At 56.8% G+C, this 22,863-nt stretch carries 23 protein-coding genes; 10 read left to right on the top strand and 13 right to left on the bottom strand.

Features of this window, described 5'->3' with window-relative positions:
- Positions 1 to 27: 27 nt before the first annotated feature.
- Positions 28 to 2,229 carry a histidine kinase dimerization/phosphoacceptor domain -containing protein gene (locus HKD32_RS01420; RefSeq protein WP_194257378.1) on the top strand — a complete coding sequence of 734 codons (2,202 nt, stop codon included), beginning with the start codon at positions 28 to 30 and terminating at the stop codon, positions 2,227 to 2,229.
- Positions 2,230 to 2,293: 64 nt separating this feature from the next.
- Positions 2,294 to 3,499: a GGDEF domain-containing protein gene (locus HKD32_RS01415; protein WP_194257377.1), complete on the top strand. Its 1,206-nt coding sequence runs from the start codon at positions 2,294 to 2,296 to the stop codon at positions 3,497 to 3,499.
- Between the two features lie 35 nt (positions 3,500 to 3,534).
- Here the strand turns inward: HKD32_RS01415 and purF are convergent, their stop codons facing one another.
- The 5 genes from purF to HKD32_RS01390 all read right to left on the bottom strand — a co-directional run bounded on the left by purF (position 3,535) and on the right by HKD32_RS01390 (position 9,255).
- Complete coding sequence (purF, locus tag HKD32_RS01410) at positions 3,535 to 4,974, bottom strand: amidophosphoribosyltransferase (RefSeq protein WP_010500995.1); 1,440 nt, start codon at positions 4,972 to 4,974, stop codon at positions 3,535 to 3,537.
- A 25-nt stretch (positions 4,975 to 4,999) separates the two neighbouring features.
- Positions 5,000 to 5,563, bottom strand: a complete 564-nt coding sequence (locus HKD32_RS01405; RefSeq protein ID WP_194257524.1) for a CvpA family protein — start codon at positions 5,561 to 5,563, stop codon at positions 5,000 to 5,002.
- A gap of 16 nt (positions 5,564 to 5,579) precedes the next feature.
- Positions 5,580 to 5,930 carry a hypothetical protein gene (locus tag HKD32_RS01400; RefSeq protein ID WP_228118687.1) on the bottom strand — a complete coding sequence of 117 codons (351 nt, stop codon included), beginning with the start codon at positions 5,928 to 5,930 and terminating at the stop codon, positions 5,580 to 5,582.
- 18 nt (positions 5,931 to 5,948) lie between these two features.
- Positions 5,949 to 7,802, bottom strand: coding sequence for a phosphomethylpyrimidine synthase ThiC (gene thiC / locus HKD32_RS01395; RefSeq protein WP_061932650.1), 1,854 nt, complete (start codon positions 7,800 to 7,802; stop codon positions 5,949 to 5,951).
- A 235-nt stretch (positions 7,803 to 8,037) separates the two neighbouring features.
- Entirely contained in the window at positions 8,038 to 9,255 is a 1,218-nt protein-coding gene (locus tag HKD32_RS01390; RefSeq protein ID WP_061932652.1) for a PQQ-dependent sugar dehydrogenase, read from the bottom strand.
- Between the two features lie 60 nt (positions 9,256 to 9,315).
- Here HKD32_RS01390 and HKD32_RS01385 point away from each other — a divergent pair, with 60 nt between their 5' ends.
- Entirely contained in the window at positions 9,316 to 9,843 is a 528-nt protein-coding gene (locus HKD32_RS01385) for a DUF1543 domain-containing protein (protein ID WP_082905362.1), read from the top strand.
- Positions 9,844 to 9,867: 24 nt separating this feature from the next.
- On the top strand, positions 9,868 to 10,215 hold the full coding sequence (locus HKD32_RS01380; protein ID WP_010500987.1) for a gamma-glutamylcyclotransferase family protein: 348 nt from the start codon (positions 9,868 to 9,870) through the stop codon (positions 10,213 to 10,215).
- 64 nt (positions 10,216 to 10,279) lie between these two features.
- Here HKD32_RS01380 and hemA read toward each other — a convergent pair whose 3' ends face one another.
- Positions 10,280 to 11,491 (bottom strand): 5-aminolevulinate synthase, encoded by a 1,212-nt coding sequence (gene hemA / locus HKD32_RS01375; protein WP_061932656.1) that lies wholly within the window; start codon positions 11,489 to 11,491, stop codon positions 10,280 to 10,282.
- Positions 11,488 to 12,441 (bottom strand): LysR family transcriptional regulator, encoded by a 954-nt coding sequence (locus tag HKD32_RS01370; protein WP_061932658.1) that lies wholly within the window; start codon positions 12,439 to 12,441, stop codon positions 11,488 to 11,490. The genes hemA and HKD32_RS01370 overlap by 4 nt, the downstream gene beginning before the upstream one ends.
- 110 nt (positions 12,442 to 12,551) lie before the next feature.
- Here HKD32_RS01370 and HKD32_RS01365 point away from each other — a divergent pair, with 110 nt between their 5' ends.
- Together HKD32_RS01365 and HKD32_RS01360 are read left to right on the top strand one after the other, a co-directional pair.
- Complete coding sequence (locus HKD32_RS01365; protein ID WP_061932660.1) at positions 12,552 to 13,256, top strand: pirin family protein; 705 nt, start codon at positions 12,552 to 12,554, stop codon at positions 13,254 to 13,256.
- A gap of 132 nt (positions 13,257 to 13,388) precedes the next feature.
- Entirely contained in the window at positions 13,389 to 13,748 is a 360-nt protein-coding gene (locus HKD32_RS01360) for a YidB family protein (protein WP_010500982.1), read from the top strand.
- 51 nt (positions 13,749 to 13,799) lie between these two features.
- Here the strand turns inward: HKD32_RS01360 and HKD32_RS01355 are convergent, their stop codons facing one another.
- Complete coding sequence (locus HKD32_RS01355; protein WP_194257376.1) at positions 13,800 to 14,795, bottom strand: EAL domain-containing protein; 996 nt, start codon at positions 14,793 to 14,795, stop codon at positions 13,800 to 13,802.
- Positions 14,796 to 15,024: 229 nt separating this feature from the next.
- On the opposite strand from HKD32_RS01355, the gene HKD32_RS01350 reads away from it, so the two are divergent.
- The gene (locus HKD32_RS01350; RefSeq protein WP_194257375.1) at positions 15,025 to 16,311 is read left to right on the top strand and encodes an MFS transporter; all 1,287 of its coding nucleotides are present in this window, start codon (positions 15,025 to 15,027) and stop codon (positions 16,309 to 16,311) included.
- On the opposite strand, the gene HKD32_RS01345 is transcribed toward HKD32_RS01350, so the two are convergent.
- The 4 genes from HKD32_RS01345 to HKD32_RS01330 form a co-directional block, all read right to left on the bottom strand.
- Complete coding sequence (locus tag HKD32_RS01345) at positions 16,308 to 17,915, bottom strand: NAD(P)/FAD-dependent oxidoreductase (RefSeq protein ID WP_194257374.1); 1,608 nt, start codon at positions 17,913 to 17,915, stop codon at positions 16,308 to 16,310. The two genes, HKD32_RS01350 and HKD32_RS01345, sit on opposite strands and share 4 nt — an antisense overlap.
- Positions 17,912 to 18,529: a TIGR00645 family protein gene (locus HKD32_RS01340; protein ID WP_194257373.1), complete on the bottom strand. Its 618-nt coding sequence runs from the start codon at positions 18,527 to 18,529 to the stop codon at positions 17,912 to 17,914. Before HKD32_RS01340 ends, HKD32_RS01345 begins: the two co-directional genes overlap by 4 nt.
- 61 nt (positions 18,530 to 18,590) lie before the next feature.
- On the bottom strand, positions 18,591 to 18,914 hold the full coding sequence (locus HKD32_RS01335; RefSeq protein WP_062024498.1) for a ribbon-helix-helix domain-containing protein: 324 nt from the start codon (positions 18,912 to 18,914) through the stop codon (positions 18,591 to 18,593).
- 26 nt (positions 18,915 to 18,940) lie between these two features.
- The gene (locus tag HKD32_RS01330; protein WP_194257372.1) at positions 18,941 to 19,522 is read right to left on the bottom strand and encodes a DJ-1/PfpI family protein; all 582 of its coding nucleotides are present in this window, start codon (positions 19,520 to 19,522) and stop codon (positions 18,941 to 18,943) included.
- Positions 19,523 to 19,595: 73 nt separating this feature from the next.
- On the opposite strand from HKD32_RS01330, the gene HKD32_RS01325 reads away from it, so the two are divergent.
- The 3 genes from HKD32_RS01325 to HKD32_RS01315 are packed head-to-tail and all read left to right on the top strand — an operon-like array spanning position 19,596 to position 22,278.
- Entirely contained in the window at positions 19,596 to 20,660 is a 1,065-nt protein-coding gene (locus HKD32_RS01325) for an ABC transporter ATP-binding protein (protein ID WP_337905480.1), read from the top strand.
- Positions 20,657 to 21,481, top strand: a complete 825-nt coding sequence (locus tag HKD32_RS01320; protein WP_194257371.1) for an ABC transporter permease — start codon at positions 20,657 to 20,659, stop codon at positions 21,479 to 21,481. Before HKD32_RS01325 ends, HKD32_RS01320 begins: the two co-directional genes overlap by 4 nt.
- Positions 21,478 to 22,278 carry an ABC transporter permease gene (locus HKD32_RS01315; RefSeq protein ID WP_010500963.1) on the top strand — a complete coding sequence of 267 codons (801 nt, stop codon included), beginning with the start codon at positions 21,478 to 21,480 and terminating at the stop codon, positions 22,276 to 22,278. Before HKD32_RS01320 ends, HKD32_RS01315 begins: the two co-directional genes overlap by 4 nt.
- Before the next feature lie 2 nt (positions 22,279 to 22,280).
- Here HKD32_RS01315 and HKD32_RS01310 read toward each other — a convergent pair whose 3' ends face one another.
- Complete coding sequence (locus HKD32_RS01310) at positions 22,281 to 22,862, bottom strand: DUF805 domain-containing protein (RefSeq protein ID WP_062017514.1); 582 nt, start codon at positions 22,860 to 22,862, stop codon at positions 22,281 to 22,283.
- Position 22,863 lies beyond the last annotated feature (1 nt).

The raw sequence follows: 22,863 nt of genomic DNA, 5'->3' as shown, positions 1-22,863 counted from the left end.
ATCACCGCTGAGAGGACTGTTCAGACTTTGACTTCGTCTTCAAAAACTTCTCAGTTGGGGCAGCCTCTCTCGGAAGCATTGCTAACGGCCTGCGACCGTGAACCGATTCATCGTCCGGACGCCATCCAGTCTTATGGACTTCTCCTGATTGCCGATGCCAGTACCCTGACTGTTCTGGGAGGGGCAGGCGATCTTGAGGGACGTCTGTCGGGAGAGTGGCTGGGCCGCTCTTTGCCAGAACTCCTGGGTTTGCCGCCTGAAGGCTTTCAGGATTTCACACCGGCATCCTTCAGCGATGCCCGGATTTCAGGACTTCAGGGGGAGACATTCAGTCTTCTGATCCATCCTACGGATGGAAAACTTCTGGTAGAGCTTGAACCCATTCAGGAAGCCCGCCTCCTGACGTGGGAAATTTTTGGCCGTATCGATGCTACTGCCGACCGCTTTGAGCGGTGTCCGGATGTGGCGGAAGTCTGCCGCCAGGGCGCCAAGGTCTTCAGAAAACTGACCGGCTTTGACCGGGTCATGGTCTATCGTTTTCAGGAAGATGGTTCCGGATGTGTCGTCGGGGAACATCGCAACGAGATTTTCCCATCGCTACTGAACCATCACTTTCCAGCAAGTGATATTCCCCGTCAGGCGCGGGCGCTCTATCTGCGCAACCGTATCCGCGTCATCCCGAATGTCCATTACGAGGCAGCCGTCATCCGACCTGCTGAAGCCGGTCTTTCAGGGATTGATCTGAGCGATGTGCAGCTTCGAAGCATTTCGCCGGTTCACCTGCAATACATGGCCAATATGGGCGTGGCAGCGTCAGCCTCCATCTCGCTTGTTGTAGATGGCGTGCTGTGGGGCATGATAACCTGTCACAACGCAACGCCCCGCATCCTTTCCGAAGACATTCGCGCCGCCTGCCGCACACTGGCTGGCGTCATGTCCCGGCAATTGCGCAACAAGGAAGAACTGGTCACCTACCAGGAACGCCTGCGCCTCCGGAACGCGACGGAATTTGCCACCTCACATTTTGATGCCGCTGCATCCGTTGAGACCAATCTGCGCCATTTCGCCTCCGAACTTCGAAGTCTGTTCCCCTGCGATGGCTTTGCGGTCATTGGAACGCAGGATGTAACAGCATGTGGAGTAACGCCCGCCAAAGCTGACCTGCTCGCCATCCGCGACTGGCTCAGACTGGGCAGCAATGGGGGGATTTTCTGCAGCTCTTCCTTGGGCAAAGACTATCCGCCGGCAGAGAACTGGCCGACTCTTTCGGCTAGCATTATCGCCATTGCCCTGCCTTTCCGCTCTCCGCTGACATTGATCTGGAGCCGCGTGGAAATTGTTCAGGTCATTGAATGGGCAGGGAATCCTCATAAAGGCACACCAGACCAGGACGGCATTCTGCACCCTCGCAAGTCCTTTGACTCATGGCAGCAAACTGTCTGCGGCCAGTCCCAACGCTGGAATACCGAACAAAAACAGGCGGCACGCCGTCTGCGCAGGATCCTGATTGCCGATTACCAGACCCATCAGCTTCGTGAACTGAACGCCACGTTGACCGCAACGGTGCAAGAGCGGGAAAGCCTCTTGCAACAGAAGGATTTCCTGATCCGCGAGGTCAACCACCGCGTACAGAATTCGCTTCAGATGGTCGCATCCTTTCTGAAGCTACAGGCCCGTACCTCGACGAACGAGGAAACCACCCAGGCCCTGTCTGAAGCCCAGCACCGGATTGCCGCCATCGGTCTGGTTCACAGGCGTCTGTATCGTGGCGATCATGTCGGTGTGGTTGATCTAAGCCGCTATCTTGAAGAACTGATACAGGAACTCTGCTCCTCCTTAGGCGCAGCATGGGAAAGGCATCTGCGCATTTTTCTTGTTCCTGTCACACTGTCGGCTGATCGCGCGATCAATGTTGGCCTCGTGCTGACGGAACTGGTCATTAACGCCAGCAAATATGCTTATCGTGGCGACGCAGGCCCGCTGCATATCACCCTTTCGGAAACAGGCGATCGGCTGATCCTGACAGTGTCCGATCAGGGGTGTCATGACATTGATATGAATGGAAACGGCTTTGGTACGCGCATGATGAAAGCCGTTGTCAGCAGCCTGTCCGGCACTCTGACTTACACGCTTCTTCATCCGGGCCTGGAAGCTGTCATGTCCGTACCGCTTGATACACATTCAACCGGGAGTCATAGCGAAACCCCGGACGAACAACTGTATTCGTGAGACGGAGCATCCCATGAACAGGAAGATCAACGATGCGGATTAAAGGAATTCCGCTCTTCCTGTCATGAGCCCGGACCCAACCACGCTGCTCGCATACAGCACGGTTCTTTTCCTTATCTTCGGCCTTTATTTCACTGCTGCTGAACTGGCCCATGGCAAAACCAGAAAAGCATTCTGGTATTCCAGCCCTTTTCTGGCAGCGTCAGTTTCGGGATTTTTCTTTACCAGCCCCTTTCTCATTCCCGGCCTGTGGGGCCTGCGTATTGGCGCAGTTTTCATGACATTAGCCTATGGTCTCGGCTGGCAGGCCATACGCACCATGCTGGGTCGTCGGACGTGCCTGAAAGCAGTCTTGATTGTTTGTCTCGTGTCTTTGGCCATTTCCGCCAGCGCTGCATCAAGCGGAACCCGACACATTGTCAGTTCAATTGTCCGTATGCTTTTCATCACAGGGTTTCATTTTCAGGCCGCCCGGGATCTTCTTTGCTCTACCGAAAAGCAGACGTCAGCCGAGCGGCTCTTATGCAGAATCATTGCCTTTTACACGCTCGTTTACGGCGCACTTACCCTTTCAACACCTTTTCTTCCCGAGCCTCTTGGTAGCCAGCCTTCAACGGTCTGGGCCATTATCCTGTATAATTTTCTGGTCATCATCGAAGGTATTGTCATCGCTCTGGCAATGATTGCCATTCCCAGGGAACGATTAGCCGCAGAGCACCATCTTCTGACTCTTCAGGACCCACTGACACACGCAGGCAACCGCCGGGCCGTGGACCTGTGGATGGAGCAGAACGCAGGTTCTTCTCATACCTGTGTGCTGTTTCTCATGGACATTGACCATTTCAAAGCCATTAACGACCACCATGGCCATACGGCAGGGGATCAGGTCATTATTGCCGCAGTCAGGGCCAGTCAGAAGGTTTTACCCCAGGAGGCCAAGTTTTTCCGTATTGGCGGCGAAGAGTTCGCTGCTCTCTTTCCCTTCACCAGCATCTCCCATGCCTTGGAGCTTGCTCACCGCCTGAAGAAAACTTTCACACAGGATGTCAAAAACATTGGAGAGAGGGGTATTGAAGCCACGCTGAGTATTGGCGCAGATATTCGATATTCGTCAAAAACGCTTTGGTCAGATGTCTGGCAGAAAGCAGATGCCGCACTTTACGCTGCGAAGGGGACTGGCCGAGATGCCGTTGTTCTGAGAGCGAACGATACAATCACGTCACCGCCCTTTGCAGTGGAAACAAAAAAAGCGTCGCCCCATGGCGGGTAAACGCTTTTTGTTAATGTACCCGGAGGCAGGCTTGGTCAGGAAACCAGATTGCCTTCCTTGTCCACCAACTGAATCGGGTAATCGCCTGTAAAGCAGGCATCGCAATAACGCCCTGCCCCTTCAGCACGGCTTTCGTGCCCTAACGCACGGTACAATCCGTCAAAACTGATGAAAGCGAGGCTGTCGACACCGATGGCCGCCGCCATTTCTTCCATTGTGTGAGTTGCCGCCATAAGCTTGCTCTCTTCCGGTGTATCAATCCCGTAGAAGCAGGCATGACGTGTCGGCGGGGACGTAATGCGCATATGCACTTCGGTCGCCCCTGCCGCACGAACCATATCCACAATCTTGCGGGACGTGGTGCCACGAACGATCGAATCATCCACCAGAATAACGCGACGACCCGCCAGAACAGGCCGATTGGCGGAGTGCTTCATCTTCACACCGAGATTCCGGATCTGATCCGTCGGCTCGATGAAGGTTCGACCTACATAGTGATTGCGGATAATGCCCAGTTCGAACGGAATACCGCTCTCAGCCGCATATCCAATCGCGGAAGGCACCCCGGAGTCCGGCACCGGAACCACGACATCCGCTTCAACCGCCGTCTCACGCGCCAACTCTGCCCCGATGCGCTTACGCGCCTCGTAAACAGGCTGTCCCTCAAGCACGGAATCCGGACGAGCAAAGTAGATGTATTCGAAGACGCAGAAGCGTCCCCCCTGATCCCCGAAAGGCCTTAGGGACCGCAGCCCATCAGAATTGATGACCACGATTTCACCCGGCTCGATGTCGCGAACGTAATCTGCTCCAATAATATCGAGAGCACAGGTCTCACTGGACAGAACCCAGCCACCATTTCCGCCTTCATGACCAGGAATACGCCCCAGAACCAGCGGGCGCACACCCAACGGATCACGCATGCCGATCAGGCCGTCATCAGGCGTCAGGGTGATCAGGGAGTAAGCCCCCTTCACTTGCTTGACGGCATCGATGAAGCGATCGAGCACGGTGGAATACAGGGAAATGGCGATCAGGTGGATGAAGACTTCCGTATCCGTCAGGGAATGGAAGATACAACCCCGCTTGACCAACGCCTGCTTCAGCGTAGCTGAATTGGTCAGGTTGCCGTTGTGGGCAACCGCCAAACCTCCGAACTCATAATCCGCATAGAGCGGCTGCACGTTCCGAACATGCGTTCCGCCTGTCGTCGCATAGCGGTTGTGCCCAATAGCGACACTGCCCGGAAGGGTCGCCATGACCCGGCTGTCACCAAACACATCCCCAACAAGACCAAGGCCTTTATGCTGATGAAACCGTTCGCCATCGAAACTGACGATACCGGCAGCTTCCTGACCACGGTGCTGAAGAGCGTGGAGGCCGAGAGCCGTCAGGGCAGACGCATCAGGAACGCCCCAGACGCCGAAAACGCCACATTCCTCGTAAGGACGGTTAAGAGTATCGGAGGCAGTCATGGAGTTCGGCCTTTCCGGACTGGGTTCACAACGACGCGTCATGGCCGCTTGTGGGCGGCGATGCAAGATGTGGTTGCAAGGAATGTGGCAGATAACCTGCCATCCGTGCGGCTCCGGCCACAATATAAGGCCCGGAAACGCTTCCCTGCATCAGGTAAGAGGTCCATGAGCCAAAAAAAGACCCTGCCAGCAGATAAAGTGCAATCAGCATCACATATCCGCGCAGAATGCCGAAAATAGCGCCCAGTATGCGGTCTACACCTCCAAAAAGAGTGCCCCTCACCGCAGCACCTACCCGACCTGCCACTGTCGTCAGCAGGAGAAGAATGACGATAAACAGAACAGCCGCGCTTACGCTTTCGGCCAGCCAGTTTTCATGCAGATAGGGGGAAATCCACGGTAACAGAGCAGCATGGAAACGATAGGTCAGAACAACAGCAGACGCCCATGCCACCAGCCCTGAGAGTTCCGTGGTGAAACCACGCGTTAGCCCCCAGAGAGCCGACAGGCCGATGATAACCAGAACACCGATGTCCAGCCGGCTCAGATCATCTGGAGAAACATGAGACAGGTCTGGGAACGCAGGCATCACTCAGAACAGTTTATCAGGGCAGTTTGGTAGAACGGTACTGGCCGCCTTTGCGCGGACGAATGCCTTTAGCACGAAGTTCTTCAGCCAGACGGATTCTTTCTCCGATTTCTGCCCAGACCTGCTCACTGTTCAGGCCGCGCGCCTTCCAGATCTTTTCCAACACGAGAAGGAAGGATGCGCTTTCACGGACAAAACCGTGACGATCGTTGATCATGACATGCATGACGCAGTTGGCCGTTGAAGTTCCGAGCCGGTTTGCAAGTTTCGTGACCTTGCGGGTCTTTCGGAACGGGACGAGGTCTTCCTTGAACGGCATCACAACATGATGAGGGGGATAGCCCGCAGACGCAAGGCCATCCCCCAAATCATTTCGGCTATCGGGTTATTCCGAAACCGTTTCTACTTCCTTCTCAGGAACATAAAGCCTGGCGCCATGGTCCTGAAAGACTTCGCTCATCTGCGCCATGCCATCCTGACGTTCCGCTTCGCGACGAATATCATGGCTGATCTTCATGGAGCAGAATTTCGGACCGCACATGGAACAGAAATGTGCCGTCTTGTGCGCTTCCTTGGGCAAGGTTTCATCATGAAAACTCCGTGCCGTGTCCGGATCAAGCGCCAGATTGAACTGGTCTTCCCACCGGAACTCAAACCGCGCCCGTGACAACGCATCATCCCGCAACTGCGCGGCTGGATGCCCCTTCGCCAGATCGGCAGCGTGCGCTGCAATACGGTACGTAATCACGCCCGTTTTGACATCAGAACGGTCTGGGAGACCCAGATGCTCCTTGGGCGTAACGTAGCAGAGCATCGCCGTGCCGAACCAGCCGATCATCGCCGCGCCAATACCGGACGTGATGTGATCGTAGCCCGGCGCGATGTCGGTCGTTAGCGGGCCAAGCGTATAAAACGGCGCTTCTCCACATTCCCGAAGCTGCTTGGTCATGTTGACCTTGATCTTGTGCATCGGCACATGACCCGGCCCTTCAATCATAACCTGACAGCCCTTTTCCCAGGCAATCTTCGTCAGTTCCCCCAGCGTTTCCAACTCGGCAAACTGCGCTGCATCATTGGCATCAGCGATTGATCCCGGACGCAGACCATCCCCCAATGAGAAGGTGATGTCATAGCGGCGCATGATGTCGCAGATGTCTTCAAAGTGCTCGTACAGGAAGCTCTCGCGATGATGGGCCAGGCACCAGGACGCCATGATGGAACCACCACGCGAGACAATGCCCGTCGTGCGCTTTGCCGTCAGCGGAATATGCTGAAGGCGAACACCGGCATGGATCGTGAAGTAATCGACGCCCTGTTCAGCCTGCTCGATCAGCGTGTCCCGGAAGATTTCCCAAGTCAGCTTTTCAGGAACGCCATTCACTTTCTCCAGCGCCTGATAAAGCGGCACCGTCCCGATGGGGACTGGGGAGTTCCGCATGATCCAGTCACGGATGTTATGAATATTGCGTCCTGTGGACAGATCCATGACTGTGTCCGCACCCCAGCGGATGGACCAGACCAGCTTCTCGACTTCCTCCGCAGCAGAGGACGTCACGGCAGAGTTGCCGATATTGGCGTTCACCTTCACAAGGAAATTTCGGCCAATAATGACTGGTTCAAGTTCCGGGTGATTGATGTTCGCCGGAATCACGGCCCGTCCGCGCGCGACTTCTTCCCGTACAAATTCTGGCGTGATGAACGCCGGGATTTCCGCACCGAAATCCTCGCCATCCGCCCGGCGCTCTTCAGCCCCGGCCACCATTTCGGCACGGCAGACGTTTTCGCGGTGGGCAATGTAGATCATCTCTTCTGTGATGATCCCGGCCCTTGCGTATTCATACTGCGTGACGTGCTGCGCACCTTCGCCGGAATAGACGTCATGAGGCGCCGGACACGCTGGAACAGCCTGTGCCTCGCTGGCAAAGCCATTATCTTCCGGCTTGACGGCACGAGCCTCGACTTTCTGGAAGCCACGCTTTGCCAGCCATGCTGCACGCGGCGTCGAAAGACCCTTCTCCACATCAATGCTAACGGACGTGTCCGTATAGGGCCCAGACGTATCATAGACACGCACAGGCTCTTCATTGGCGGACGGGTGCAACGCAATCTCTCGATATGGGACCAGAATGTCCGGACGCCCCGGCGCTTCAGACCACTTCTTACACGAACCTTGGATCGGGCCTGTCGTCACGTGGCCGACAGCCGGCCCTTTATTCAGATTATTTGGACTATCACCCATGGTCGCCCCCTTTTTCGCAGCGGGGGCAACAGCATGGCGTACCGGCAGCGCCGGCTGTGCTGTGTGTCATCACCATTCCCTCCGCCGGTTCTAACCGGATCAGGTTTCCCGAACGCAGGATGCGCCCGGCAGGGTCGTCACACCGCAGACTTCTCAGTCCTTCAGTGACCTCTCAGCTTCTTGTGGCGAAGCTCCCCCTGGTGAGGGCAACACTCATCGCATTGGTGTCATGCTGTCAATGCGTTTCCCCGTGAGGATCACTTTTCGCGATCCGCAGAAGTGTGCCGTTGTGATCTTCTGAGACCAGAAGACTACCATCTGCCATTTCCGCAACGGAGACCGGAGCCCCCGCAGGGGAAAGGGGCGTACGTCCCTCCCAGCCCCAGACCAGCGGTTGAGGCACACCTACAGGCTCCCCACCGGCGCTGATTTTCAGGGTCATGATCCGATGACCGGTCTTCCGATACCCATGATATGGCAGCACAAGTTGCCTTTGCAGGTCTGAAAGCGCGTCGCCCTGATAAGCCAGCAACCCAAGTGGAGCGGCATGAGCCGGAAGCAGCAAGGCAGGCTTTTCCATGCCTGCACAGGCATAATGCGGGTATTCCGGGCTGGGCTGATTGTCCTCAAAGCAATAGGGCCAGCCATAATTCGCCCCCGGACGGATCACGTCATAGGTATCGTGCGGCAATGCCGTATCAGACAGAGCGGGATCGGCCTTGTTGATAGCGTCCCGTGCGTTAACAGCCGCAACCAGCGTTCCATTCGGCAGCACTGCCAGGCCCATGCTATTGCGCAGACCCGTCGCGACCAGTTTTGTGTCTTTCCAGACGACTGGATTTGGTCCCGGACGAACGCTCATAATGCTTGCACGCGGCGGATTTTGTGCTGTTTCAGGGCAGGCTTTCTGCACGTCAGGCGCATCGCCGTCCGGCGTTTCACAATGATCGGTTGCCGATCCGATATTGATGTAAAGCTGCCCGTCTGGCGCAAAGGCCAGCGCTGTCAGAGGATGCCTCCCCTTTTCAGGGAGTCCTGTGACGACATCCCGCATTTGGGGTTTCGCCCCGGACAGGTCCACACGAACAACCTTTCCCGCAACGCCCATATAAAGTGCACCATCCGGTCCAGAGACCAACGCGCTAGGCTCATCGAGCCCTGACAGCAGAACCTCCGGAGAGGCATGGCCGTCCTGCTTTAGTCGCAGCAACCTGCCTTGGCCTTTTCGCCAACCGCCCATATCCAGAACGAACACATCATGGCCGATAGCTGCCACCCCGCGCGCAAACCCCAGATGACTGGCCACCAGCCCCACACAAAGACCGGGCCGCGTCTTCAGGAAGACCTTCGGGAAGCCATCACAACTGTCCTGCGTCTGATAATCCCGCGCAAACGCAGTTCCCAAAGGAACAAGGACAGCAAGAAGGGCGGCAACTCTAAGCACGGACACCATGGGAAAGATCCTTTTCAAAGCTCTGACCGACTGACTTCAGCTTTACGGCACAAAGCTGATATGACGTTTTGGAACCAAGGAGACGGGCTCGTGAAACTGTATGTATTTTATCTGGGCGGAAGCGCCCCCGGTGCAAATATCGAAGTTCATGACGTTCAGTTCGCCGTCGCTGAAAAACCGGAAGACGCATACCCATCTCTTGGCAAACGCTGGTTTGGCATCCGGAACTCCCTGCATGTCGACGCTTATGCTGAAGTGTCCTGGGCGGACGGCTATGCCGTAACACTCAGCACAACCAAGCCCACCTCAGACAAAACCCTCTATTTCATCAATATGGGCGGTTATGCGCCCGGTGAACTGAAGGAAGAACACGCCTTCACCTTTCTGGTTGCCAGTTCCGAGGCGGAAGCAAAGGCCAAAGCCAAGACCTGTCTGCTGGTTGGATACGATCATCAGCATCGGGACAATTTCATGGAAGTGGATGACTGCCTTCCGCTGCAACAACTCGATGGCCTCTACATCACTCTGACCCCACAGGCAGACGGCCAGCCCGTCACAGCCCTCTGGCAGGGCTACAAGCGCATCTGATCCCTGATGACTGGAAACTTTCTCATGACCGAAGCCGCCTCAGTCCTCCTGTTCTCTTACGGCACACTCCAGCAGGACGAGGTCCAGCTTTCTTCATTCGGCCGCCTGCTGGACGGAGAAGAGGACGCCATGACTGGCCATACGACTGCCATGGTGGAAATCACGGACCCTGACGTCCTGCGTGCAAGTGGAAAGCGTTTTCACCCTGTCGTCATTCCCAGCAAGAACCCATCGGATGAGGTTGCGGGGAAAGTCTTCCGCATTACGGAAGCAGAACTGCGGGCCGCGGATGCCTATGAAGTGTCAGACTACAAACGGGTCGAAGTCACATTGCGCTCCGGCCGGACAGCCTGGGTTTACGTTCAGGCCTGACCCCATGCACAAAAAAAGGCAGCCTGATGTGGCTGCCTTTTTTCTTTTAGGCTGAATCGCCCACTTACGCAGCGACAGAGCGCTTAAGCTGTCGCTCACGCCACAGCGTGGAGACAGCTTCGACCAGTTCATCAATCGCTTCACTGGTATGAAGCGGCGTCGGCGTCAGACGCAGACGCTCCGTTCCGCGCGGTACGGTCGGGAAGTTGATCGGCTGGATGTAATGGCCAAAACGATTCAGCAACTCGTCTGACAGGTCACGACAAAGTTCGGCTTCGCCCACCATAATCGGCACGATATGGCTCGGATTACCAACATGCGGGATGCCAGCCTTGTCGAGCGCCGCACGCAGATAGGCCACGGCGCGCTGCTGCCCCTCACGCTCGGCACTGCTTCGCTTGAGATACCGCACACTGGCCAGAGCACCTGCCGCAATCATTGGCGGCAGAGCCGTGGAAAAAATGAAACCTGAGCCGAAAGAGCGCACGAAATCGCAGAGTGGCGCGGAGGCTGCAATGTAGCCACCTACAACGCCATACCCCTTGCCAAGCGTCCCTTCGATGACCGTCAGACGATGGGACAGGCCCAGCTTTTCAGCCACGCCCGCACCGTGATCGCCATACATGCCCACGGCATGGACCTCATCGAGATAGGTCATGGCGCCATACTTATCGGCCAGATCACAGAAGGCCTCGATCGGAGCAATGTCGCCATCCATGGAATAGACGGACTCGAACGCGATGATCTTCGGAACATCCGCCGGGAGCTCCTTCAGACGACGCTCCAGATCTTCAACATCGTTGTGACGGAAAATCTGCTTTTCAGCACGGGAATGGCGGATGCCTTCAATCATGGAAGCGTGATTCAGTTCGTCCGACAGAACCACACAGTTCCGCAAACGCCCTGCAATCGTCCCCAGCGTGACCCAGTTGGACAGGTAGCCCGAGTTGAAGAGTAGCGCGCTTTCCTTGCCGTGCAGGGACGCCAGCTCTTTTTCCAGTTCCACATGATAGTGGTTTGTGCCGGAAATGTTGCGCGTTCCGCCTGCGCCTGCACCCGTCTCGTCAAGGGCATCATGCATCGCCTTGAGAACTTCCGGGTGCTGTCCCATGCCGAGATAATCGTTGGAACACCACACTGTGACGTCACGACCGAGCCCATGATGGTAGGCTTTCGGAAAATTGCCGGACCGGCGTTCAAGTTCCGCAAAGTAACGGTAGCTGCCATCAGCACGCAGACCGTCCAGGGCGGACTGGAACATCGCATCATAATTCATCGCGTTTTCTCCTGCGCGGCACTGTAATCCTGTGACATCTTTCCGCCAAGTGTCTGCTCCAGGTAAGCCAAGAGAACACGCAGTCTGGCTGGCATCTGCAGGCGTGTCGCACCACACCCAACAACCATGAACCAAACCGACAGGACATTGCCTTGCCATCCTGGCAAAACTTCGACCAGTCGGCCTGCCTCAAGATCTTTTCGCAGCATGAAATCTGGCAAAAGTGCCAGTCCTGTGCCGTTTCTCAGTGCCGGAAGCAGCATGTCACCATTATTCACGGTCATCCTGCCGCGCAGTCGAACGGATGCCTGTTTCCCATCGTGATGAGTCAGTCTCAACAGATCCGGCAGGTCAGTATTCGCGTACAGCAGACCAGATTTGCCAGAGAGATCTTCCGGAGTCTCCAGAGGGCCAAGACTCGCCTTTAGTTCCGGTGAACACACGAACCTCACCATGGATCGACACAGAAGATGCGCCCCACCACTTGACGCGGGCGGCAATTCGCCCGGCGTAATCCGAATTGCCGCTTCAAACCGTCCACCGAGCAGATCTACGGTCCGGTCATCCAGATCAATTTCCATCGAAATATCCGGATATTTTTCCAGAAAGGCAGGCAGCACCGGCCCCAGAATATCCAATCCGAACCCCATTGGAACTGCCAGCCGGATTGTCCCACGGGGTCTGACTGATCCTTCCCGCAGTTCGGCCTCCAGCCATTCTCCATCCGACAGCATTCGTCTTGCTCGCTCCAGACAGGCGACACCCGCTGCCGTAAGGGAGAGGTGGCGTGCGCTCCGCTGAAAGAGCGTTGTTTTCAGGCGATGCTCCAGCCGGGCAATGACTTTGGAGACAGTTGGAGCGGACAGCCCTAGTGATCGGGCAGCGGACGCAAACGAACCGCTTTCCGCAACACGGGCGAAAACAGCCCAGCCTTCAAGATCAGGCAGCATCAGAAGCCTTTTATGCCGTTTTTGGAAACTTTATATTTCCATCAGTTCCATTTTCTTTACCTTATCCGAGCCCCATGTTGGAAGTCAGAACAAACCAACAGGAGCACATCATGCTCGACATCAGACCCTTTTCTTCGCTTGGACATGCCAACCATGGCTGGCTGGACGCCCGGCACCACTTCTCATTCGCTGGCTACATGGATCGTCACCGCATGCACTGGGGGCGCCTGCGCGTGTGGAACGACGACCGGATCGAGGGTGGCACCGGCTTTGGTGCCCATCCTCACAAGGACATGGAAATCATCACCTATGTCCGCACGGGCGCTATTTCCCACGAGGACAGCTTGGGAAATAAAGGACGCACAGAAGCTGGCGATGTTCAGGTGATGTCCGCAGGTAGCGGGATCACCCATGCGGAGTTCAACAAGGAAACCGAGGACACCACGCTGTTCCAGATCTGGATCATTCCCAATGAATCAGGAGGAACGCCAGGCTGGGGAACAAGGCCTTTCCCGAAAGACGCACGTAACGGACGGTTCGTCACGCTCGCATCCGGTTTCGAAGATGACGATGCGCTACCGATCCGGGCCGAAGCCCGCGTCCTTGGTGCTACTCTGAAAGCAGGCGAAACATTAACATTCGAGACACGGCGGGAAAATTTCTCCTATCTCGTACCCGCAACCGGCAGTCTGGAGATTGACGGTCAGACTGTCGCAACACGGGATGGCGCAGCCCTGACCGATGTAGAACGCATTGTTATTACGGCCAAAGAAGATGCCGAAATTGTTCTGGTCGAAAGCGGCCCTCTGGACTGACGCAAAAAGGGCGGAAACATCACGCGAAGGTGTTTTCGTCCCTCGCGACCAAACCAGACTTCATGCGTTGTCAGTGCAGGGCCGATTCCCCCCGGATGCGGCCAGTCCCTCCCTTGCTGAGGAATACAGGTCATGACCACCACCGTTAAAACCAAAGGCGAAAAAGAAACCTCCCTGTTCGTCCGCTTCGGCGACTGGCTCAGCAATGCCAGTATGGACAGGTCAGGCCTAACGGAAGTCACCATCCGCTTGATGCGTGATGACTGTCATCTGGCAACACGGGTCAGTGAAATCCACAACACTGAAGCCAATCCCCTCACACCGCAGGAAGTTGAAGTCTTGATGGGCGAGAAGCACCTGAAGTACATTGCTGACCAGACCGGGCAGTCGCTTGAAGCAATTGAGGATGCCCTGACGGAAGTCCTTCCCATGCTGGGCAATCTCCTGCGCGTCGACCCTGAACGTCTGTTTCAGTATCAGTGCAAAATCTGACGCAAGTGCACGTCGTGTCAGCAGGGTAAGACATCCTGCTGACATTGCCCGTCATAACCCTTCTGCCGTCCGACTCATCCGGCGGCGGCGGGTACGCCCTTCTGTTCCGGCAAAACGCTCTGCAATCTGCGCCGTCGTTTCTGCGGGTAGAAGAGCCAGGCCAGAGGCCTCTACACAACCGTTTTTCTGCACAAAATCCAGCTGTGCTGGTGTATCGACGCCTGTGGCGCGCACATGCAGATCAAGGGTTCTCACTGCGTCAAGCGCAGCCCGAAAGAATGCCACAGCTCCCTCGTCCAGTTCCGGTACATCTCCCTTCAGAGACCATGAAAGCGTGGACGCTGACAGAACAGACGTATCGAACTGCACCCCATCCAGAAGACCACTGATGGCGCGATCTCGCAGGAGTGTCAGGCTGGAGGGGGCAATCCCGAAGCCATTGGTAAAGATCTGCACCCCTCGGTCCCGAAGTGACGCAAGCGTACAGCATACTTCTCGCTCGCTCTGGGCAATACCGCTTTCCTGAAAAACCAGATCCAGACGGGAAACAGGGAAACCGGTCTGGTCCAGAACGTCATTCAACCGCTTGTTGAAAGCAACATCCGGCGCCTGATCGTCTTCAAGAGAGACCATCAGTCGCATGTCGTCGGGCCATGTCGCTGCCTGGGCACAAGCGGTCTGAAGGAGTTCAAGGTCGAACTCCCGCTGCTGCTGATCCAGTGACTTTCGACGACTGCGACGCACTGTCCTTCGGGGAATAGCCAGCCATAACTGGCTCATGTCGACCTGCGCGCCAATCAGCTTTTCCATTCCCCCACGCGCACTGGCAAGTCTGGGAAGCCACCTTAACGGAGGCAGCGCACTTTTTTGACGGGCTCGGCGACTGCGCAAGGTTGTAGCAAACATTCCTGCACTTGGCGGGGGGACAGCCCCTACAGGACTACCGCTTTGCAGTCTGCTCCTACCGGTTTCTTTTGCCCCTTCCAGAGCACGAGGCGCCGCCGTCCCGTAACTGACCTCCTGTCCCATGTCATCCAATTCGGACATCTCCTGTTCTATCCAGACAGGAAAATGACGCCAGACCCCTAATTTTCCCTTAACAGCCTGCGTTTTCTCCTCACTTTGCCGTGTGATTTCAGTGAATCCTGCTGAAACTGTAGGGGCTCATTCTTCGTTCGCCCAATCAGGACGAATCTGCTACCGATTTATCCCTGCGGATTTTCCGTGCCACTTCCATCAAGCGTGCAGGTTCAATCTGCCTGTCAGGACATTGTTGATGACGGATGCCTCTTCCCGCTCCGCCCCGAACACGTCTTCCCGCAGTTCTCTCAAGGCCCTCCTCCCCTATTGGCAAGTCACGTTCGCCTCTTTTTTGGGATGGTTTCTGGACGCCTTTGATCAGACATCGCTGATGTTCACACTGCCGGACATCGCCCATGAATTCGGATGCACCATCAGCGCTCTGGGCATGATTCTGACGGCCCAATCCATTGGCCGCGCCATTGGCAATACAAGCTGGGGCTGGCTGGCGGATCGCTACGGACGCCGTCTGGCATTCATGCTGGGTGTCGTCTGGTTTGGCGTATTTTCCGCCATGACGGGCCTGTCTCATGGATTGCTAATGCTTGGCATCGTGCAATTCCTGTTTGGGATCGGCTTTGGTGGCGAGTGGACAGCCTCCGCGGCCCTTCTGATGGAAAGCGTTCCAGCATGGACGCGCCCCATGGCGTCCGCGCTCATGATGTCCGGCTATGAAGTCGGCTATTTTGCTGCTGCCGGCGCGCAGGCGTTGATCCTGCCACATTACGGCTGGCGGATGCTGTTTTTCATCGGTCTGGCCCCGGCCCTTCTGGCGATCTTCATTCGTCTCGGCGTGAAAGAAAGTCCGGTCTGGCTTCGCAATCGTGCAGAGCGGGTAGCAGGGCAGGCCCGAACACCAACGCAGCCTGTACCAAAGGTCCAGTTCCGTCTGGATGGCGCGGCCATTCAGGCCATTGCCTTCATGGGCTTTCTGGAGTTCCAAAAAGCGGCCATTTATACATTTTATCCCACCATCCTGCGCGGGTCCCATCATCTGACACCGCAGGACGTTTTCATCCCGATCACACTTTACTGCATCGGGTCTTTCAGCGGAAAAATCCTCTGCGGATGGCTGGCGGAACGCTTCGGTGATCTGAAAGTCATGCTGGGTGCGATTGCCATTGTCGTACTGACAATCTGGCCGTTCCTGAGTGCTCCGTCATGGAATATGCTGCTGACGGCTGCTTTCATCATGGGTGCTGCTGCTTCCGGGATTTTCGCACTCGTGCCGCATTATCTGGCCAAGTGCTTTCCGTCTGAAACACGCAGCTTCGGGATGGGCCTGGGTTATGCTCTTGGCTCCATCGGGCAAGGCATTGCCGGATGGATCATTCCGGGCATCGGACGGACGCCAATTACCCTGCCTCTGACGGCTGAAGCATTTGTGGTGGGATCAAGTGCCGTGACAGCGGGTATCGCCCTGCTTCAACCGAAGAACCTTCCAGGCGAAACCATGGAAGGTGACGAGGAAGCAGCGTCTTAAAGAGACGCTGCAAGCCACTCCGCTGTGCGGATGCCATCAATTCCGGCGGATAGGATACCGCCAGCATAACCCGCACCCTCACCGGCCGGGAACAGACCCCGCAGGGTCGGGCTTTGTCCGTCCCTGTCTCGCTGAAGGCGGATGGGAGACGACGTGCGGGTTTCAACACCCGTCATGACCGCGTCTTCCATCGAGAAGCCCTTCAGCTTGCGCTCGAAACGCGGCAAGGCTTCACGAATAGCCTCGCAGACGAAATCTGGCAGACACAGCGTCAGATCGGTTGGGGTCACGCCCGGCTGATAGGACGGGACAACATCGCCTAGCGTTGTGGAGGGCCGACCTGCCAGAAAATCGCCAACCCGCTGGGCAGGAGCGCGATAATCGCTGCCACCTGCCACAAAAGCTGCCTTTTCCCATTTCCGCTGAAATGCGACGCCACCCAGAACATCGTCCGGGAAGTCCTTTTCCGGCGTGACTTCCACGACAATGCCGCTGTTCGCATTCCGCTCGGCGCGGGAATACTGGCTCATGCCATTGGTCACGACCTGTCCGATTTCAGACGTTGCCGCGACAACCTGCCCACCGGGGCACATGCAGAACGAATAGACCGAGCGCCCGTTGGAGGCATGATGCACCAGCTTGTAATCCGCGGCACCAAGGATCTCATTCCCCGCATCGGAACCAAAACGGGCGGTATCAATGACGGACTGTGGATGCTCAATCCGAACCCCAATGGAGAACGGCTTGGCATCCATTGCAACATCAGCCTGGCGCAGCATTTCGAACGTATCGCGTGCTGAGTGTCCAACTGCGAGAATAACACGCTCGGCTAGAAGAATTTCTCCCGTTGAAAGGTGAAGCCCGCGCAGACGACGCTCCGTGCCCTCGCCTTCCATCTCAAAACCCTCGACACGGGTTTCGAAGCGGTATTCCCCGCCCAGACGCTCGATTTCTTCACGAATGAACATAACCATCGAGACGAGACGAAACGTGCCGATATGGGGCTTGGACACATAGAGGATTTCTTCCGGCGCACCAGCCCGAACGAACTCCTCGATAACGCGACGTCCAAGATTCCGTGGATCGGACACACCGGAATAGAGCTTGCCGTCTGAGAACGTTCCTGCCCCGCCTTCACCGAACTGCACGTTGCTTTCGGGCGTCAGAACCGATTTGCGCCACAGGGCAAACGTGTCCACCGTTCGGGAACGGACATCCTTGCCGCGCTCGATGATGATTGGCTTGAGACCAGCCTGTGCCAAGGTCAGCGCTGCCATGATTCCGCATGGGCCAGCCCCCACCACAACAGGGCGGGGCATGCCTTCTGGCAAAGTCGCCTTGGGAAGATGATAGGTTGTATCTGGCGTTAGACGGACATGCTGATCGCCCTCATGAGCGGCCAGGACAGCTGCTTCATCCGCAACGTCACAGTCGATGCTATACACCAGAACGATATGGCCGCGCTTGCGGGCGTCATAGCCGCGGCGGGCGATCTTGAAATCTTTAAGAGCGTCGGACGGAATGTTCAGACGCGTCAGGACTGCCTCCCGGAGTGCACCTTCCGGGTGCTCCAGCGGCAGGCGCAGTTCTGTCAGGCGGATCATGCGTCGTGCTTTTCTTTATTCTGAGCGGTTTCTGGCTGCGGATCAGCGTGATGCGTATCCGGAGAGCCTTCCATGATGCGATCCATGACGGCCATCAGAACACCGGAAACAACGAAGGCCAGATGAATCCCGACGCTCCATTCCAGAGCACGCGTAGACGTGTCATCCACGCGAATGAAATCAGCCAGGACATGGATGGCAGACATGGCGACGATGGACGCCATGAGCTTGATCTTGATATCCCCGAACGTCACATGCCCGATCCAGGACGGGTAGTCTTCATGCTGACGGATATCGAGACGGGAGACGAAATTCTCGTACCCTGAGAACATGACGATCAGCAGCAGATTGGCCAGCAGGACCAGATCGATCAGATCCAGCACCCCAACAAACACGTCATCAAAATCCAGCCCTGTGGCTTTCAGGACCAGCCCAATGAGTTGCTGGAAGAACTTGAACGCCACCAGAAGCAAGCCGATCGTCAGACCGAAATACAACGGCGCCGCAATCCAGCGCGTCGCGAAAAACGCACGCTCCATGACGTGTTCCGTGCGTCTGGAAGACAGAGGTTTGTTGCCGGGCTTCTGGCCCTGCGGAGAAGAAGGAGTCGTCATGCTCCCTCTCTACGATTTTGCGCCCCTGTCCGCCAATGCCTCTTTGCTGCGATGCAAAGGTTTAACCGACCTTTCGCAGCGGAACGGGCGGAACAGCCACAGATCCCGGGACGCTTTGGGTCTGACGCTCCCGGTCCAGATAGCGCAGGCAACTGACGCGCAGGAAAGACGCCATATTGGGAAGCTCACCTCGAAGCTCCAGAATTTCATCCGAAAGATTCGTGATAAGCTGGTTGACCGTCATGCCATCGGCTGCGGCGATTTCCGTCAACACATCCCAGAACATGTTCTCCAGCCGGATCGTGGTGACAACACCATGGATCCGCAGGGAGCGCGTCCGGCTTTCGTAAAAGATCGGGTCGGCACGGACATAGAGTTCACACATGGCTGGTCTTTCCCTGCGGATAACAATCAGGCTTCGATCTTCGTGCCCAGAACCTTCAGGAACTGGCCGATCCAGGCCGGGTGCGCTGGCCATGCTGGCGCGGTCACCAGCTTACCGTCCGTTACAGCCCCATCAATCGCAATCGCCTGATAGTCTGCGCCTGCAAGGATCATTTCCGCACGACAGGCCGGATAGGCAGAAACCTTGCGACCGGAAATCACATTGGCAGCGGCGAGAAGTTGTGGGCCATGACAGACGGCAGCAATTGGCTTATCGGCCGCCACGAAGGCCCGGATCAGGTCCAGCACGCTCTCATCAGTGCTGAGCTGTTCAGGCGCACGTCCGCCCGGAATGACCAGCGCATCGTAATCGTCCGCTTTCGTGCCTGCATAGGTGGCGTTGAGCGTGAAGTTGTGGCCACGCTTTTCGGTGTAGGTCTGATGGCCTTCGAAGTCGTGGATGGCCGTCGCCACCTGCTCGCCAGCCTTCTTGCCCGGAGACACCACATCCACCTTGTGCCCAACCATCAGCAGCATCTGGAAGGGCACCATGATTTCGTAATCTTCAACGAAATCACCTGCAAGCATGAGAATACGTTTACCGGCCATGAGATCATCCTGACGATCGGGGTTCAAAAGACGGACTCCTTCTTACCGTATGCAGAAGGAGTGTGGGTAATAGGTGGTAACGACACTCAGTCCTGTCACCCACTTGCCGGAAAAGCCAAGCTGCCTCAGAACTGTTGGCGATATTGCCTGTCAGGGACCGCATTCATCCATGAAGACTGCCGCCGCGATCGAGGTTCGGGACCTCCGCAAGACGTATCAGGTCCGCGATGGCGGAAGCTGGCGTGGAAAGACGCGTGAAATCACGGCGCTGGATGGGATTTCCTTCACGGTTCCATCTGGCGAAATTGCCGGGTTTATCGGTCCGAACGGAGCGGGAAAATCCACGGCCATCAAGATTTTATCCGGTATTTTGCGTCCCACATCCGGCATCGTGCGAGTGGGAGATCTGGTCCCGTGGGAGAACCGGATCGCTCATGTTGCGCGTATTGGCGTTGTGTTCGGCCAGCGGACGCAGTTGTGGTGGGATCTATCGGTTGCCGAAGGGCTGGCGCTCCTGCGCGATATTTACAGTGTGGAGCCGGCGCGGTTCAGACGGAACCGGGACCGTCTGGCTGAAGCGCTGGACCTGAACGGCATCATGGATCAGTCCGTCCGGCAGTTGTCACTGGGGCAGCGGATGCGGGCTGAGATCGCTGCGGCTCTGATCCATGATCCGGATGTGGTCATTCTCGATGAGCCGACGATTGGGCTGGATGCACCGTCCAAACTGGCAGTCCGTGCTTTTGTGCGGGACTTGCGGCGAGAACGGGGCACGACGGTTCTGCTCACCACCCATGACATGCACGACATTGAAGCCTTGGCAGACCGGGTTATCGTCATTGGGCATGGCCGTATTCTGGCAGACAGCCCGTTTGAGGCGCTTCAAGCGACAACACTGTCCGAGCGTATTCTGGAAGCGGATTTCACGGGCCCTCCGCCGAAGCTGTTCCTTCCAGACGGCGCTGTAGAAACCGAGCGAGGAACACGCAGCGTGACCATCACGTTCGATCCGCAACGCCTTCCCGCTCCTGCCCTTGTTGCGCACCTGTCCACATTACCGGGTCTGGGCGATCTGCGGATCGGGCGCCCGGCGATTGAAGAGATCATCACACGCTTTTACGCGGATCATGCCTCGTGACGATCCGCCCGTATGTGACGTCCTTCGTCCTGCAATGGAAAATCGGACTGCGGTATCGCCTTGCTGTTCTGGCGGGACTTGTGGCGCAGATGTGGTTCGGGGCGATCTCGCTGATGGCCTATGCCGCCGTGTATCACCACGCGCCCGACGTGAATGCGCCGATGACGCTGCGTCAGGCCATGACCTACACCTGGATTCAACAGTCGTTTTTCACGTTACTCCCACTTGGCTGCCTCCCCGCGATTGGCGAGGCCGCAAAGAGTGGGGCCATTGTCTATGATCTGCTTCGCCCGGTAGATCTTTGGAACTGGTGGCTCTCCGCCTCCCTTGCCCGTCTCTTGGGCAATGCGGTTCCCCGCGCCGTTCTTCTGGCTATCGTCGCAGGTCCTCTGGCCGCACTCGTTGGCCTGAACGGGTGGAGCCTCGCCCCGCCTGCGTCTTTTGAAGCCGCCCTTCTGGCACTGGTATCCTTTATTCTGGGGGCCTTCATTTCAGCCAGTATCGTGATGTGGTGGAACATCATCGCCGCTCGCACCCTGTCGCCTCTCGGCACCTATGCCGTAGGAACCCCTCTGGCTGTTCTGATGTCCGGCATGTTGCTACCACTTCCGCTCTATCCGGACTGGGCGCGCGAACTGCTGCTGCTCCAGCCCTTCGCGGGTATTTCGGATATTCCGATCCGGCTTTACATGGGGATGCCCATTCCGGGGGGCGTTGTGGCCGCTCTGGGAATCCAGGGATTCTGGCTCCTGGTCCTGACCATGATCGGGCGTTTCTGGATGAATCGCACCGTGTCGAGGATGGAGGTTCAGGGCGCATGAATGCCTTTACGCTCTATCGCCGGATGGCTGGTGCCTCGATCAAGGCACAGCTTCGCTATCCCGGAACCTTCGCCCTTCAGCTTGTCGGCAATTTCGTCACGACGCTGCTGAGCTTCTTCGGCATCTGGAGCCTGTTCCACCGTTTTGGCAGTATTGCGGGCTGGGATATTGGGGCTGTCGCCGTTCTGTATGGACTGGTGAACGTCTCTTTTTCAGTCGCCGAAACGCTTGGCCGTGGCTTTGATGTGTTCGGCAGCGAGTACGTCAAGACCGGCTCGTTTGACCGGCTGCTGTTGCGTCCCCGCTCAACGCTGGTTCTTCTGCTCGGGCATGAACTGCGCCTCCGGCCGATCGGTCGTTTTCTGCAAGGTGCGTTCGTTTTGGGGGCAGGTTTCTGGCTCTCGCCTCATGTGTCGTGGAATACAGTCTGGCTTCTGCCCTGGGCCGTGGCAGGCGGAGCTGTGATGTTTCTCGGTATCCTGATCGGGCAGGCCGCGCTGTGTTTCATCACAGTAGAAGGGCTGGAGGTTGTAAACGTGCTGACCTATGGCGGCGTGGAAGCCGGACAGTACCCGATTACCATGTTCGCCCGCTGGCTGCGGCGTTTCCTGACATGGGCCCTTCCGCTCTCTGCCGTTTGCTACTACCCGGCCCTCGCGATGCTGAACCATCCCGACCCCCTGGGGATGCCGCTCTGGTTCGGTCTGCTGTCCCCCGCTATGGGCTTCGTTTTTCTTGCCCTCATGATGCTGTGGTGGCGGCGGGGGGTCGCGGGATATGTGTCCAGCGGGAGTTGAGACTATTTGGCGGGATAGCCCCATTTGTTGATACGCGGATTGGTATCGAAACACATCATGATCAGCAGGGGGATTGTTCCGATGACTGTAAGGTACAGCAGCGTCCACCAGCCTGAACGATTGATGTCATGCAGCCGTCTGACCGACACGCTGAGATCAACGACAAACAGATAAAGCCACGCGAGGGAAATCGCGATCTCCAGCAGGCCGACACTAATCCCGCTGCTGTGCCTCAAGTCACCGGAAATCAGGGAAAACAAGCCGGAACAGACAATTCCGAAGATCCTGAAGTACCAATATTCCTTCCGGCGGGAGCGCCCCTGAAAATCCGTTACCCGACGGAAACAAGCCTGAATGGCCTCTTTGAAAGACATATCCGCTGCGGGTGCAAATTGCCCTGCGCGAACATCCAGAAACACGTTATTGGCCATTGTCCCCCAAGGCTCGAAATCAACGCGCTGCCCCTTCTCAGGCGCCAGAGTGTCCCGCCAGTTTATTTTCGAAAATGAGTACCGAACGTCCTGATCATTCAGGATCACACCTTCACCTGTCAGATTATCAAAACCGAGGACGGTACCCTTCATG

The sequence above is a fragment of the Gluconobacter japonicus genome (assembly GCF_015244665.1).
GTDB classification, from domain to species: Bacteria; Pseudomonadota; Alphaproteobacteria; order Acetobacterales; family Acetobacteraceae; genus Gluconobacter; species Gluconobacter japonicus.
Note: the sequence above shows the minus strand (reverse complement) of the source record. Positions and strands in the feature narration are given on the sequence as shown.